Genomic DNA, 13,693 nt, shown 5'->3' with positions numbered 1-13,693 from the left:
CGGGGCTGCCTTGTTGCCGTGAACGATCCCTTTGCCCGTCGTTTCGGAGGAGTTGCCGAAGGCGCCCCCCTGGTGCTGGCTCTCTCGGCAGGAGGGGGCGAACTGTGTGGCTGGCTCCCGTCGGGCGAATGGGCCCAGGACAAGACCGATCTGGAGACAGGCGCGCTTTGCCCTTCCCTGAAGGTTCGGTTCATGGCCCTGGAAGGGGGAGAGTGTCTCTTTCTTTGTTCCGGTCAGGCCGAGGACAGGGCGGAGCAGCAGAAATTGTCGGGTTGCTCCTCCCGGATCGTCCCGGCCTTCCTGCGGAGCACCGATCATGCCACCTTTGTGGTGGACGAGAGGGGATCGATCCTGGCATGGAACGATCTTGCCCGGGATTATGCCCTCTCGGGCGAGCGGTTGTGCGGGGGCAGGACTATCGACCAGGAGCTCCGGGTCAGCCAATACGGCCGTCCCGTGGATACGGTCGGCCTTGTGAGGGAAACCTTGCGGAACGGCGAGGATTCCCGCTTTGGGGCGGGAATATCGCTACTCACCGTTCGGGGTGCCTCGGTGCAGGTGGAGCTTCAGGTCTATCCCTTTCCCCGGTCCCCCCTTCCGCTGACGGAAACGAAGGAAGGCCAGTTCAGGGATGAGACATGCCTGGCAGAGGAGTTCCAGGGAGCGGTTATCGCGGTGGTCAATACCGAGGAACGGGTGAGAATTCGCCAGGATCTTGCACACGTCCAGCACGCCCAGAACATTCTGCGCGCTACCAGGGGCCTCGCCCACGATCTGACCAACGCCTGCACATCTCTTTTTGGTCATCTGGAGATAATCCGCTGGAATACCGACGAAGACGTGACAGCCCTGACGGCGGCTGTCAGAAAGGTCCAGCGTCTGGCCCACCGTTTCGGGGCATTCTCTGCCGATTCGGCGTCACGGACGCTCTCCAGCCTTTCCGAAGGCGACCCCGAGGTGGCCGATCAGGTTGAAGAGACACTTTTGAATGTTGTCGATCTCGCCTTGAGCGGGACCTCCATTCGCGCGACCTTCGACATTCAAGGCCCTCTGGAGCCTCTGGTGCTCCCCCCGGATCTCCTGGGGCAGGCCCTGTTCAACGTGATAACCAATGCTGTGGAGGCAATGCCCGAGGGTGGCGTCCTCCACGTGAAGGCTGGTGTCTCGCGGGAGGACCATTATGTGGCCATTACTGTCCGGGACGAGGGCCACGGCATGGACTCCCGAACGGCCCGGGACGCACTTCAGCTCTATTTTTCCACCAAAGAGGGAGGGACAGGAATGGGCCTGCCCGTGGCGGTTTCCCTGGTGGAAGCCTGCGGAGGCCGGTTTTCTCTCTCGGCTGAACCCGGTTTTGGAACGACCGTCACTCTGAAGATTCCCCTGAAGGGGGAAGATCTGATCCTCGAACCAGAACGATCGGGGACGCACCGGCAGCGGGAAGATCGGCGAAGTCTGGCGAGGCTCTCGGTGCTCCTGGTGGAGGATGATCTCCTGGTGCGGCGTTCCGTCGAACGGAGCCTGCGAGTTCTTGGGTGTTCTGTAACGTCCGTAGAAAACGGAGAGCGGGCCCTTTCTCTCCTTCAGGATCAAATGCGGGAGCACGAAGGAGCGACCTTCGATCTACTCATGACCGATCTGTCCATGCCGGGACGAATCAATGGTATCGAGCTTCTGCGTCGGCTGCGTGAGTTTTATCCGGCCCTGCCGGCCCTTCTGAGTTCCGGAGTGCTCCACGACTATCATGGATCGTCCTACCATGAAGCGGGGTTTCAGGCGGTGCTTCGCAAGCCCTTCGGCCTGGACCAGCTGCGTGAGGCGGTGCAGGAGGCGATCTCGACCCCTCTGGATCCTCCGGCAGCGATGGCTTGACTCGTTCCCGGGAGCCCCCGGGGGATCTCCTGGTGCAAAAAAGATGGCCCGGACCCCGGTAAAGCTTCGGAAAAGCGTTGTCAACCTTGAAAACAGACCCTATAGTACGGGGCTATTATGGCACGAATAATTGGAATAACGGGCGGATCCGGGTCCGGCAAGACAACGATCGTACGGAAGATTTCCGAGATCGTGGGGGACTTTACCTTCATTCCGCAGGATAATTATTACCGTTCTGCCGAATACGTGAGTAACACCAACATAACAGCCTTCAATTTTGACCATCCGTCGGCCTTTGACACGGATCTGCTGGTGGAGCAACTCGGGCTGCTGCGCAAGGGCCAGGAGATCGCCATGCCGCAGTACGATTTTGTCCGGCATCGCCGCAAGGAAGAAACGGTCCGGGTCCAGCCGGGCAAGCTGGTCATTCTTGAGGGGATCATGCTCTTTTTTGAGCCCCGTATACGGGAACTGATAGATCTGAAGATTTTTGTGGATACCCCCGACGATATTCGCTTCATTCGGCGTCTTACCCGGGATATTGAGGAGCGGGGCCGCACGGTCTCATCGGTTATCGATCAATATCTGGACACGGTTCGCCCGGGTCATTACGAGTTCATCGAACCCAGCAAGGTCTACGCTGACCTGATCGTGCCTGAAGGTGGAGAGAACCGGAAGGCTCTGGAGGTTCTTGTTTCCTTCATGCAGGGGATTCTGGCGTAATAGGGGGTAACGAAGGTCTGGGCAGGTGGCAGGAAAAGGGCCTGATCAGACCGGGCTTTCTTTCATGATCAGGGCGGCCACAAAGTAGGCCAGGAAGCCGCTGCCGCTGAGCAGAATCAGAAAGATCAGGATCAGGCGCACCAGAGTTGAGTCAATGCCGAAGTATTCGGCGATCCCTCCGCAGACGCCCAGGAGCTTTCGGTCCCGGCGGCTCCGGTAGAGCTTTTTCCCTTCAGGAATTCGGTAGTCGGACATGACTGCCCATTCTACTGGCACGGCCGGGTCTGCGCAATACGGTCGCTCCTCTTCCAAGCCGCCTCTTTTTGCTGGTCCATTGTCTGGTATGTCTGGTATGTCTGGTAAATTGACCTCCTCTCGGAAGATACGGTATCGTGTCTCCCATGGGCCAACGAAAAACAACCCCTGAAAACCGGGAGCGCATCCTCAGAGTGGCTGCTCAGTTGATCCGGGAAAAGGGGATCGAGCACACCACCCTGGCGCACATCGCCGAGGCGGCTAATATCAGCAAGGGAACGCTTTATTATTATTACGCCACCAAGGGTGATTTGATATTCGATATAGCCGATCGGCATATGAACAATATGACCAGTCGAGTCTTCCGCCGGCTTGAATCCAGTGGTTCCGGCCAGTCTCCACGGACAGTTTTCCGGTTGGTCCTGGACACAGTCATGCATTCCCGAAGTCGTGGTCACACCCACGTCTACCTCCTCCAGGAAGCGCTCACCCAGAATCCTTCCCTGAAAGCGCGCTTTGTCGAGGAGTACCATCGCTGGCGCGGGATCATAGAGGAGGGGCTGACCCGGATTTATGGAGATCAGCGGGAGTATACCGTCATGGCGCAGGTTCTCCTGACAACTCTGGACGGCCTGGTGCTCCAGCGGCTGGTGGGAAGCGATACTGTTCCCATCGATGATATTGCCGCTTTTTTTGAGCAGGCAGGCGCTTTGTATCAGGGGCTTCCCCGCGATGAATCTGATTCTCTTTCCTGACCAGCAGCAAATCTATCACCTGGTCCGCGGAGACCACCGGTACGGACACATCCGGAAAATTCTTCGGGCACGTCCCGGCGATACCCTGCGGGTGGGGGTTGTAAACGGCCCTGTCGGAGAAGCTCTCCTGGTTTCGCTGGATGAAGAGGGGCTCTGCCTTTCGGTGAATTGGGAGGGTGTGTCGGGAGTCCCGCTTCTCCGATCTCCCGACCCGGTGGTTTTGCTTTTGGGGCACCCCCGGCCGCCTGTATTGAAGCGGTTGCTCCGGGATTTGACCACCCTGGGGGTGGGAGAAATCCGCGTTTTCTCAAGCGCTCTCAGCGAAACCTCCTATCAGACCAGTTCCCTCTGGAAAAACCCCGAAGAACATCTTGTGGAGGGGCTTTCCCAGGGTGAACAAACCGCCTTGCCGAAACTTTCCCGGTTTCCTTCTCTGGAGGATGCCCTGAGTCAGGACAATCGCTCGCCCGTCCGGGGAGAGGGGCGGTTTTTCGGCACCCTGAACCCTGCCGGAGCGATTTCTCCCCAAGAGTTTCTGGCCCGGTCGGAGGATGTGAGGGATCTGCGTTTCTGTGTGGGGCCGGAGCGGGGTTTGTTACCCCGGGAGGAGGCCCTCCTGAGGGATCAGGGGTATCGCCCCATGACGCTGGGTCCGCGAAAATTACGGACCGAGACGGCGGCGGTTCTTCTGGCGGGGCTTGCTGGCGCAGCGACGGCCGGACTTTAGGGGGGTGTTCCCCTGGTGGGGTAACCTATGCGTGGTGCGATTGCGACAGTTATGCTACCATAAAAGCAGATGAGATCGTGGCGTTTGAGTGGTAATTGACCGGCGCTGTGCCGGAGGAGGAAAACGGGGTGAGGATTCTCGCGGTAGATGATTCTGTCTCGATGCGTCAGACGCTGGCGATGGTACTCTCCGGCGAGAATCATGATGTTCATGTGGCCGCCGACGGGGTTGCTGCCTTGAACATGATGGATTGCGCCTTCGATCTGGTGATAACCGATATCAATATGGCTGGTATGGACGGATTGGAGCTGGTCCGCAGGATCCGGGCTGGCGATGTCTGCCCGTATGTTCCGATCATCATTCTTACCACCGAGAGCGGGGCAGAAAAGAAACGAGAGGGTATGCGTGCCGGTGCCACGGCCTGGATCACAAAGCCCTTCAGCAAAGATCTGCTTCTGGGAACTATGGCGAAAGTGGTCCATCGTGAAGGGCTATGAGGAGACAGATGGTGTCCTCGCTGGACCTGCCGGCGGCAACGGCGTACACTCCCGGCCATGATGCATTCTGACCCGATATCTGTAGCAGAGGCTCGTGTGGTGCACCTGACGGGGATCAAGGGAACCGGCGTGGCTGCACTTGCCGAAGTTCTTGTCAGTGGGGGGGCCTCTGTTTCTGGCAGCGACGGTCCCGATACGTTCTATACCGATGAGCTTCTGAAGAAGATCGGGGTGACTCCCCGGGTGGGTTTTTCTCCAGATCATGTTCCTCCCGATGCGGAGGTGCTGGTCTATTCGGCGGCCTATGGCCCTGAAAATCCCGAGCGCCAGGAGGCCCGGCGCCGGGGAATCTCCCAGTTCAGCTACGCCGAGGCTCTGGGGGCTCTCTCGCAGGGACGTCTGAGCCTTGGGGTCGGCGGGGTCCACGGCAAAACCTCCACCACGGCGATGCTGGGGGCCATGGTAGCCCGCACGGATCTTCCCGCCACCGTTGTGGTAGGGAGCGCTGTGCCATCCTTTGGCGGGTCTGCAACGCTGCTTCAAGGCCGGGACCTCCTGATCGCCGAAACCTGCGAGTATCGTCGCCATTTTCTCTCGTTCGCTCCCGATGTGGCGATTGTGACCAGTGTGGAGGCTGATCACCAGGATTATTTTCCCCTTCTGGAAGATATGATCGAAGCTTTTGTGGAATACACCCTGAGGATTTCGTCAGGAGGAACCCTGGTCTACTGTGCCGACGATGCCGGAGCCTGCGAGGTGGCCCGCCGGGCATCGATCCAGCGGGGTGATCTGACGCTTCTTCCCTACGGGTTCTCTGCCGAGGGAGCGTGGCGCTGCACCGTGCAGAATCAGGGCCAGGGAGTTCAGCGGTTCATCCTTGGTGATGGAGAACCGGAGAAATCTTCCCCGGGAGGGCAGCTCGACGATGCTCATGACGCGAGGAACCAGGAGAGTGACCTCTTGAGGCTCTTCAGGAATCAACCCTGGGAGTTGCCGCTTCCGGGAGTGCATATGGTGGCGAATGCAACGGGGGCTATCTGTGCTCTCCGGGAACTGTTGCGGCTGCGGCAGGTTTCTTCCGGGGATCTTGCCCGAATGATTCCTTCCTGGCGGGCAGGGCTGGCCGATTTTCGGGGAACCCGGCGCCGCAGCGAGGTGGTGGCTCGCCTGGGGGGAGTGACGATCATCGATGATTACGCTCATCATCCCACGGCGATAGAAGCCACCCTGGAAGGGCTTCGGGCCTTTTATCCCTTGTCACGGCTGGTGGTGGTCTTTATGTCCCACACCTACTCTCGCACTGCGGCATTGCTGGACAGGTTTGCAAGGGCCTTCTCCGGGGCCCATCAGGTTATTCTGAACGATATCTATGCCTCGGCTCGCGAGGAAAACGAAACGGGAATCACCGGAGAACGGCTTTTTCAGGAAGTTTCCCGATGCCATCCCCAGGTGATCTATGAGCCCGATTTCGAAAAGGTTGCCCGGTACCTGCTGAAGACGTTGTGTCCAGGGGATGTGCTGGTTACCATGGGAGCCGGTGATAATTTCCGCATTGGAAGGCGGGTAGAAGAATTGCTCCGGGAGCGCGGGGATTCGGAGACGGAAAGACCATGAGGAGATAACTCTATGAAGAGCATGACAGGCTACGCAACGGTGGAACGTCACAGCCGGGAACGGTCCTGTTCGGTGGAGGTTCGGAGCGTAAATAATCGCTACCTTGAAGTATACACTTCCCTTCCTGCCTACCTCTCCTTTCTGGAACCAAATATAAAGGCCCTGGTAAGTAGCGTTGCGGCCCGGGGCAAGGTGGAGGTGGCGGTGCGTCTCCAGGAGCATGATCAGAAGCTTCAGGTCCGTGTCGATCCCCGCGCCGTTGAGGCGGCCCGTTCTGCCCTGGAAGAAATCCGGAACAGGGCGGGGCTTTCTCGGGAGCCTTCATACGCTGACATCCTTGCTTTTGAGGGCGTTGTCCATACCGAGCGTTCCTTTGACCAGGATGATGCGGCCCGGGAGGTTGTATCTGTCCTTGAGGAGACGCTGGATCGATGGAACGAGACCCGTCGCAGTGAGGGATCTGCCACAGCAACAGATATGGCCAGGCACCTGGAGCGGGTATCGCGGTGCGCTGAAATTTTTGAACGCCATGCCGGTGAGGTGGAACAGGTGATCTTTCAAACCGTGCGTGACAAGTTTCGTGACGTTCTGGGTGACGAGGCAGAGGAGCAGCGGATCTATGCCGAGACGGCAGCTCTGATCCTTCGTCACTCCACAAGCGAGGAAATTTCCCGTCTTCACAGCCACATCAGGACCTTCCGGGAGCTCCTGGATGGGAACGGGCCCCAAGGTAAACGTCTGGACTTTATCTGTCAGGAGATGAACCGCGAAATTAACACCACGGGAAGCAAGACAATCCTCTCGGTGGTTCAGACCGCTGTGGTGGAAGCAAAGGACGCCGTGGAGGCTTTGAGAGAGCAGATCCGTAATGTTGAATAATTCCGTAATCTTGAACAATTCCGGAATATTGAATACTGAGGAGAGATGATGAGGAGAGAAAAATGAAACCACTTCGAATCGCCATATCGGGAAAAAGCGGATGCGGAAATACCACCGTGAGCCGTCTCCTGGCGGAGACGCTTCAGGTCGAACTTGTCAATTACACCTTCCACACCATGGCCGAGGAAGAGGGGGTTTCCTTCGAGGAGATGTGTCGCCGGGCCGAGTCGGATGAGTCCTGGGACAGACTGCTGGATCAGCGTCAGGTGGAGCGGGCTCAGGCCCAAAGTTGCGTTCTCGCTTCGCGCCTGGCCATATGGCTCCTGCAGGAGGCTGACCTCAAGGTCTATCTCTGGGCCAGCCCGGAGGTTCGATCCGCCCGAATTCACCAGCGGGAGGGGGGCGATCTTGAGGCGGTTCAGGCTGCAACCCGGGAACGGGATCGGCGTGACCACGCCCGATACGTGAGACTCTACAACATCGATATTGACTCCTGGGATTTTGCCGATCTTGTGGTGGACACGGAACAATACAAGCCGGAGGAGATTCTTCCGCTCATCATGGAGGCCCTGGAGCATAAACGTTCATGCGAATAGTGCAGGATTTTGTCACCCTGAAACCTCGTCCCCGGGGGTTCCATATAATCACCCATGAGGTGGAGAGGGGAATCTCCGGGCTCTCTCCGGTTCGCCAGGGGCTTGCCCAGGTGATGATCCTTCATACCAGCGCCGGGCTGACCCTGAACGAAAATGCCGATCCCGATGTGCGATACGATTTCTCTGGCATTTTTGATCGGCTGGTGCCGGAAGGCCATCCTTCCTATATCCATACTCTGGAAGGCTCTGATGATATGCCGGCCCACGCCAAATCTTCTTTGGTTGGGTCCAGTGTGACGATTCCCGTGCGGGAAGGGGCCTTTGTCCTGGGTACGTGGCAGGGAATATATCTCTGCGAATTTCGTGATCACGGAGGACCGCGCCGCCTGGTGGTGACTGTGCTGGGGGAATAGCCTCAAAATCTGTCAATGTAAACGTTGTTCCCGCCGATGATTGATACTACCCTTGAAGTAGATCCTCCGGTATCCGGGGTAGCGTCTGGAGCGGTATCTGAAGTGGCGGGTAGATAATAGCGATGAAAGTAGTTCAGAAAGTTCTTGTCAGCTTGCTCCTCGCCACGGTTCTCTTCACCGGCTTTGCTATAGCTGCCTATTCTGGCCTCTTTGATCTTCTGGACGCGAGGTTTTACAATCAGCGGGTGCGGGATAACGCAATCCTGCTTCTGGAAGAAGCCCGTTCTGTGGCTCAAGAGTATCAGCGGGAGTTGCGTGATGCCGCGTCGTCCTTTGCTGCGCTTCCAACGGTGCAAAATGTCTTCCGTGTGAACCAGAGCCGGGAGGATATCGAAGCACGGGCAGAAGCGGTAGATCTTCTCTTTGACAGATACCCCGAATTTGACTATCTCAGGATTATCGATAACGAGCGAGGCGACCTCTGGTTCAGCACTCTTCAGGAGGATCTGCGAGCCCGAAGCGATGCCCGTCTGGAGTATCGGGCTTCGGAAGAACTGGAGCCTCCTTTGGGAGTGCCTGATCCCGGTGAGGAACGTTCGGGAATCGAATGGATTTCGGACCCTCCTGCCCTGCGGGCTCTCGTGCCTGTAATGGATTCCTTCCGGGCGCCGAGAGGCCTCTTGATAGCCTGGGCAAGCACGACGGGACTCTACGGGCGCCTCCAGGCCGAAGGGATAATTCCTCCCTCTGCTCGAGTCCGACTTTCCCCGGCAGGGAACCTTGTGGTGAATGCCCGGCGGCATTTCAACCAGGACGATCTGGCCGCGCTCGATCGAGCTCTTGAAGACGATGAGGTCTTTCCCGTACTTCGAAGCCATTTGGGAGAAAGCTATGCCCTGGAACGGCTGGAGGCCGATCGCTCCCTTCCGTCTCTGGTGCTTCTCCTGAACGAAAGCGATCTGTCCATGGATCGTCCGTTACAACTGATTCTTCTGGGAGCAGTCTTCATGGCGGCGTTCCTGGGGTGCTATCTGATTCTGAACATACGACAGGATCCCAGTGTGGTTGTGGCGGAGCGTTTTCGGCGTTTTCAGCAAGCCGTTGTCCGGGATTATTTGCGGGAGGGAAGGGTCGTTAATCCCGAGATGTGGAAACGGGAACTGGATAGCCGGCGCCAGCGGATAGAGGCCGAATTGCGTCGGGGTATCGGGAAGTTAAAGGAAGAGGAGCGGGTCCGGGTCGAACAGGATTTTGAGCGGAATTGGGACGAACTGTACCAGCTCATGGGGCCCCGGTCTGGCGGTGGTGGTGGGGCTGTTCAGATCGAACAGCTTAGTTTGAAGCAGATTGAAGAAATTATTGAGAGAACTCTTGCCCGTCACAGGTTTGCTCCCTCAGCAAGCGGGGGAGGGGAGGCCTCTGAGGGTAGTGTGCCTGCCAGAAAATCCGCCGGAAAGGTCAGAAAAGAGGAGGCCCCGGAAGCCGAAGCGGTGGACGAACTCGAGCCGGAGGACGAGCTTGAACCTCTGGAAGAGCTGGATTCCGAGGATGAGCTTGAACCTGTGGAAGAGATGGATGCCGAGGACGAGCTTGAATCCCTGGAAGAGCTGGATTCCGAGGATGAGGTTGAATCCCTGGAAGAGCTGGACGCCGAGGACGAGGTTGAATCCCTGGAAGAGCTGGACGCCGAGGATGAGGTTGAATCCCTGGAAGAGCTGGACGCCGAGGACGAGCTCGAACCTCTGGAAGAGCTGGACACCGAGGATGAGCTTGAACCCCTGGAAGAGCTGGACACCGAGGACGAGCTTGAACCCCTGGAAGAGCTGGATTCCGAAGGAGAGCTCGAATCTCTGGAAGATCTGGATGCCGAGGATGAGGTTGAACCTCTGGAGGCCCCGGAAGCCGAAGCGGTGGACGAACTCGAGCCGGAGGACGAGCTTGAATCCCTGGAAGAGCTGGATTCCGAAGGTGAGCTCGAACCCCTGGAAGAGCTGGATTCCGAAGGAGAGCTCGAATCTCTGGAAGATCTGGATGCCGAGGATGAGGTTGAACCTCTGGAGGCCCCGGAAGCCGAAGCGGTGGACGAACTCGAGCCGGAGGACGAGCTTGAATCCCTGGAAGAGCTGGATTCCGAAGGTGAGCTCGAACCCCTGGAAGAGCTGGATTCCGAAGGAGAGCTCGAATCTCTGGAAGATCTGGATGCCGAGGATGAGGTTGAACCTCTGGAGGCCCCGGAAGCCGAAGCGGTGGACGAACTCGAGCCGGAGGACGAGCTTGAATCCCTGGAAGAGCTGGATTCCGAAGGTGAGCTTGAATCCCTGGAAGAGCTGGATGCCGAGGACGAGCTTGAACCCCTGGAAGAGCTGGATGCCGAGGACGAGCTCGAACCCCTGGAAGAGCTGGACACCGAGGACGAGCTCGAACCCCTGGAAGAGCTGGACACCGAGGATGAGCTTGAACCCCTGGAAGAGCTGGATACCGAGGATGAGCTTGAACCCCTGGAAGAGCTGGACACCGAGGATGAGCTTGAACCCCTGGAAGAGCTGGATTCCGAAGGTGAGCTTGAGTCCCTGGAAGAGCTGGATACCGAGGACGAGCTTGAACCCCTGGAAGAGCTGGACATCGAGGACGAGCTTGAACCCCTGGAAGAGCTGGATTCCGAAGGTGAGCCTGAATCCCTGGAAGAGCTGGACACCGAGGATGAGCTTGAACCCCTGGAAGATCTGAATGCCGAGGATGAGCTGGAACCCCTGGAAGAGCTTGACACCGAGGAGGCAGTCCCCGGGGAGGCCCCGGAAGCCGAAACGATAGACGAACTCGAGCCGGAAGACGAGCTTGAACCCCCGAAAAAAACCAAAGCACCTCTCGCCGCAGTAATCCATGAAGGTCTGACAGAACAGGGTAGCCCAATCCAGGAGTATTGGGAAAATCCCGGCCAGGGACCGCAGGGTGAGCCTCCGCAGGAGCTTTTTCCGATCCTGAAAACGGTCCTTGAGGAATCATCCGGGGAGGAATTTCGGGAAGAAGAGCGGGAAGAAGAGACATATACCACAGGGTTCCCCGCACCGCAGGAGTCTCTTGAAACGGATGAAGACCTGCCGGAAATCCTGCCTGCCGGTGATGAAGGTCCCGAGGAACCCCTCGAGGTCGATGACCTCGAAGAGCTGGGAGAAGTTCAGGAAATTGATGTCATCGAAGATGATGAGGAAGTTCTGGAGGCCGAGGAATTAAGCCCTTCGGGCAGCCCCTTTCTGGGATTCAACTTCTCTTTTTCAGGCCGTGCAGCCCCGGCAACAACCGTTTTTCCCGAGAGCGAAGGACGGTTCGGGAAGAACACGAGTGAAGCCGATGAAGCTGAATCCGGTGGAGCCCGAATCCGGGGGGCCGCTAATACTCTCACGCACCAGGCTGTCGAACTGGAGGAGTTTGTAAATCTCAATACCTCCTGGGTTCAGGTGATTGGCGAACGCGATGGTCTGGTTCACATCCAGTCAGAAGCGTACCATGGCGAAGGAGCATCCTCCCGGGAAGATCGCCTGCTCCACAAGCTGGTAGATCAAATTGTGAATCACCGCCATGTCGAGACTATCGATGCTCTGTTTGGAAACGCCTTCGGAGATCTCAGTTTTGAAGACATCCTGGAGGATTCCGATTCAGGAGTGGACCATGCCGCTCGAAGAGGTGATATTCCGGATGCGCCTCTCCGACTGGGGGCGAATGGGTTTGAGTTCAGCGCTTCTCTCGAGGAAGGGGATGCCGAGGTTCGTCAGGTCTATCGGCAACTGGTCAAGCTTACACGGATCTGGAACGCCCGGGCTGCCACGGTTCTGGAAGCGGGAGACGACAACTCAATTACAAGCAGCTTCTCCCTTGGCCTCCCTGAAGACTGGAGTGACGACTTTCGTCTGGAACCAGAGTGCGATCTGGCGCAGTGTATCTTTCCGCACCGGAGAGTTCTCCTCCTGAAGCAGAATCTGCGGGAGTATCGGGATTTTTCAGGGGTTTCCTTCGGGGAGCACTTTCCCCCGGTCCACAGTTGGCTATTGCTTCCCCTGCAATCCCGCGAGCGTCAGCGATACCTCATGGTGGGGTTTTTGCAGAAACACAACACCCTGAAAGACCTTTGTCGGGAGACAGAGATCTTTCCCGGGGCTGTTCCTGTCTAAGCGCCCTTTCTTGCCAGCTCCGGGACGGCCTGGTAGACTTGCAGTGCCTCTTGGAGAAGCTTCTGGCTCCGCGTGTAGAGGTCTTCCTGTTGTTCCCAGAGAGTGATGAAGTAGGCCAGGAGGTCGTCCGTGCAGGGAGGCAGCGGGACTCGGGAGAAGGCTTTCTTTGAGATGAGTTTTATGCTGCTTCCGTGGGAGAGCTCTTGCAAAATCCTGGCTCCAAAGTCGCTTTTCATGAGTCCGTAGTAGGCGCGGCCCTTGTCTTTCTGGTTCTCCCGGAAACGCACCACAAACATATTGGTGGCAGGTATCCAGTTATCAGGACACTTCTCGGGCACGATAGTAATCTGTCCGATTGTTCCTACGGCAGTAATCAGCACATCATAGGGCTTTACGGTATACTGCCGGGCGCGTTCTGCCCCGGTGGGCAAGGACACGGTCCGTGCCGGTTCGGGCAGGTAGCCTGCAGGAGGAAAATCCATGATCGATATTACGTGAAAGATATGACTCCCCTGGGTTGATTCCGACTTGAAAAGAGGTGCTCGCAATACCTGGGCATGATGCGAGAGGGGGGACCAGGCCGATTCATCAGATAATTGGGTGTGTGTAGAAATTTCCATCGCACTTACATGATAACGTTTGAATTAATTTATTGTCAATATATACTTTGGAGTTTTATTTATGGAGAAAATTGTTATTTATACCGACGGAGGATGTCACGGGAATCCCGGGCCTGGTGGGTGGGCCTACTACATGACAATCGACGGGGGCGAGGTGGTCTCCTTCGATTCCGGGTATGATCCGGCTACGACAAATAACCGCATGGAGCTGACGGCGGTCATACAGGGGCTTGAAGATTACAAAACCCGTGGAGAGTTCCAGAGCTGTCTCGTGCGTACTGACAGCCAGTATGTACGCCAGGGCATCACCGACTGGATTCATCGGTGGCGCAGGAACGGCTGGCGCACGGCTGCAAAGCAACCTGTGAAGAATGTCGATCTCTGGCAAAAGCTGGATGCCCTGAACGGGGAGGTCTCCCCCCAATGGGAGTGGGTCAAGGGGCACGCCGGCGACCACTACAACGAATCCTGTGACGAGCTCGTCCAGAAAGCTATCCTTGGCAAGGGACAAGCGTGAGCGTTCCCTGAACCGTCTTGACCCGTGGAGGGCTGCCGCTGGTCCATACTGGCAGGACT

The 13,693-nt window shown here is 57.5% G+C and carries 13 protein-coding genes; 11 read left to right on the top strand and 2 right to left on the bottom strand.

The features are described 5' to 3' along the window. The first annotated feature begins 18 nt into the window (after nt 1-18). Together BW950_RS10640 and udk are read left to right on the top strand one after the other, a co-directional pair. Complete coding sequence (locus BW950_RS10640; RefSeq protein WP_159438783.1) at nt 19-1,872, top strand: ATP-binding response regulator; 1,854 nt, start codon at nt 19-21, stop codon at nt 1,870-1,872. Nucleotides 1,873-1,989: 117 nt separating this feature from the next. Beyond that, nucleotides 1,990-2,595 carry a uridine kinase gene (gene udk, locus BW950_RS10635; protein WP_076489281.1) on the top strand — a complete coding sequence of 202 codons (606 nt, stop codon included), beginning with the start codon at nt 1,990-1,992 and terminating at the stop codon, nt 2,593-2,595. Between the two features lie 45 nt (nt 2,596-2,640). On the opposite strand, the gene BW950_RS10630 is transcribed toward udk, so the two are convergent. Beyond that, complete coding sequence (locus tag BW950_RS10630; RefSeq protein ID WP_076489280.1) at nt 2,641-2,850, bottom strand: PspC domain-containing protein; 210 nt, start codon at nt 2,848-2,850, stop codon at nt 2,641-2,643. 194 nt (nt 2,851-3,044) lie between these two features. On the opposite strand from BW950_RS10630, the gene BW950_RS10625 reads away from it, so the two are divergent. The 8 genes from BW950_RS10625 (at nt 3,045) to BW950_RS10590 (ending at nt 12,497) form a co-directional block, all read left to right on the top strand. Then, a complete protein-coding gene (locus BW950_RS10625) occupies nt 3,045-3,605 on the top strand; it encodes a TetR/AcrR family transcriptional regulator (RefSeq protein WP_159438782.1) in 561 nt (186 codons plus the stop codon). Continuing rightward, the gene (locus BW950_RS10620) at nt 3,583-4,332 is read left to right on the top strand and encodes an RsmE family RNA methyltransferase (RefSeq protein WP_076489278.1); all 750 of its coding nucleotides are present in this window, start codon (nt 3,583-3,585) and stop codon (nt 4,330-4,332) included. Before BW950_RS10625 ends, BW950_RS10620 begins: the two co-directional genes overlap by 23 nt. Nucleotides 4,333-4,460: 128 nt before the next feature. Then, the gene (locus BW950_RS10615) at nt 4,461-4,829 is read left to right on the top strand and encodes a response regulator (RefSeq protein WP_234969089.1); all 369 of its coding nucleotides are present in this window, start codon (nt 4,461-4,463) and stop codon (nt 4,827-4,829) included. Between the two features lie 57 nt (nt 4,830-4,886). Further along, the gene (gene murC / locus BW950_RS10610) at nt 4,887-6,443 is read left to right on the top strand and encodes a UDP-N-acetylmuramate--L-alanine ligase (protein ID WP_076489277.1); all 1,557 of its coding nucleotides are present in this window, start codon (nt 4,887-4,889) and stop codon (nt 6,441-6,443) included. 12 nt (nt 6,444-6,455) lie between these two features. Further along, nucleotides 6,456-7,322, top strand: a complete 867-nt coding sequence (locus BW950_RS10605) for a YicC/YloC family endoribonuclease (RefSeq protein ID WP_076489276.1) — start codon at nt 6,456-6,458, stop codon at nt 7,320-7,322. Between the two features lie 62 nt (nt 7,323-7,384). Next, nucleotides 7,385-7,918: a (d)CMP kinase gene (gene cmk / locus BW950_RS10600; protein ID WP_076489275.1), complete on the top strand. Its 534-nt coding sequence runs from the start codon at nt 7,385-7,387 to the stop codon at nt 7,916-7,918. Continuing rightward, nucleotides 7,909-8,331, top strand: a complete 423-nt coding sequence (locus BW950_RS10595; RefSeq protein ID WP_076489274.1) for a secondary thiamine-phosphate synthase enzyme YjbQ — start codon at nt 7,909-7,911, stop codon at nt 8,329-8,331. Before cmk ends, BW950_RS10595 begins: the two co-directional genes overlap by 10 nt. 122 nt (nt 8,332-8,453) lie before the next feature. Continuing rightward, nucleotides 8,454-12,497 (top strand): hypothetical protein, encoded by a 4,044-nt coding sequence (locus tag BW950_RS10590; RefSeq protein ID WP_076489273.1) that lies wholly within the window; start codon nt 8,454-8,456, stop codon nt 12,495-12,497. Here BW950_RS10590 and BW950_RS10585 read toward each other — a convergent pair. Then, on the bottom strand, nt 12,494-13,117 hold the full coding sequence (locus BW950_RS10585; protein WP_143559209.1) for a restriction endonuclease subunit S domain-containing protein: 624 nt from the start codon (nt 13,115-13,117) through the stop codon (nt 12,494-12,496). The two genes, BW950_RS10590 and BW950_RS10585, sit on opposite strands and share 4 nt — an antisense overlap. Before the next feature lie 61 nt (nt 13,118-13,178). On the opposite strand from BW950_RS10585, the gene rnhA reads away from it, so the two are divergent. Further along, nucleotides 13,179-13,634 (top strand): ribonuclease HI, encoded by a 456-nt coding sequence (rnhA, locus tag BW950_RS10580; RefSeq protein WP_076489271.1) that lies wholly within the window; start codon nt 13,179-13,181, stop codon nt 13,632-13,634. The last annotated feature ends 59 nt before the right edge of the window (nt 13,635-13,693 follow it).

The sequence above is a fragment of the Alkalispirochaeta americana genome (assembly GCF_900156105.1).
GTDB classification, from domain to species: domain Bacteria; phylum Spirochaetota; class Spirochaetia; order DSM-27196; family Alkalispirochaetaceae; genus Alkalispirochaeta; species Alkalispirochaeta americana.
This window is presented reverse-complemented; position numbering and strand designations above follow the sequence as displayed.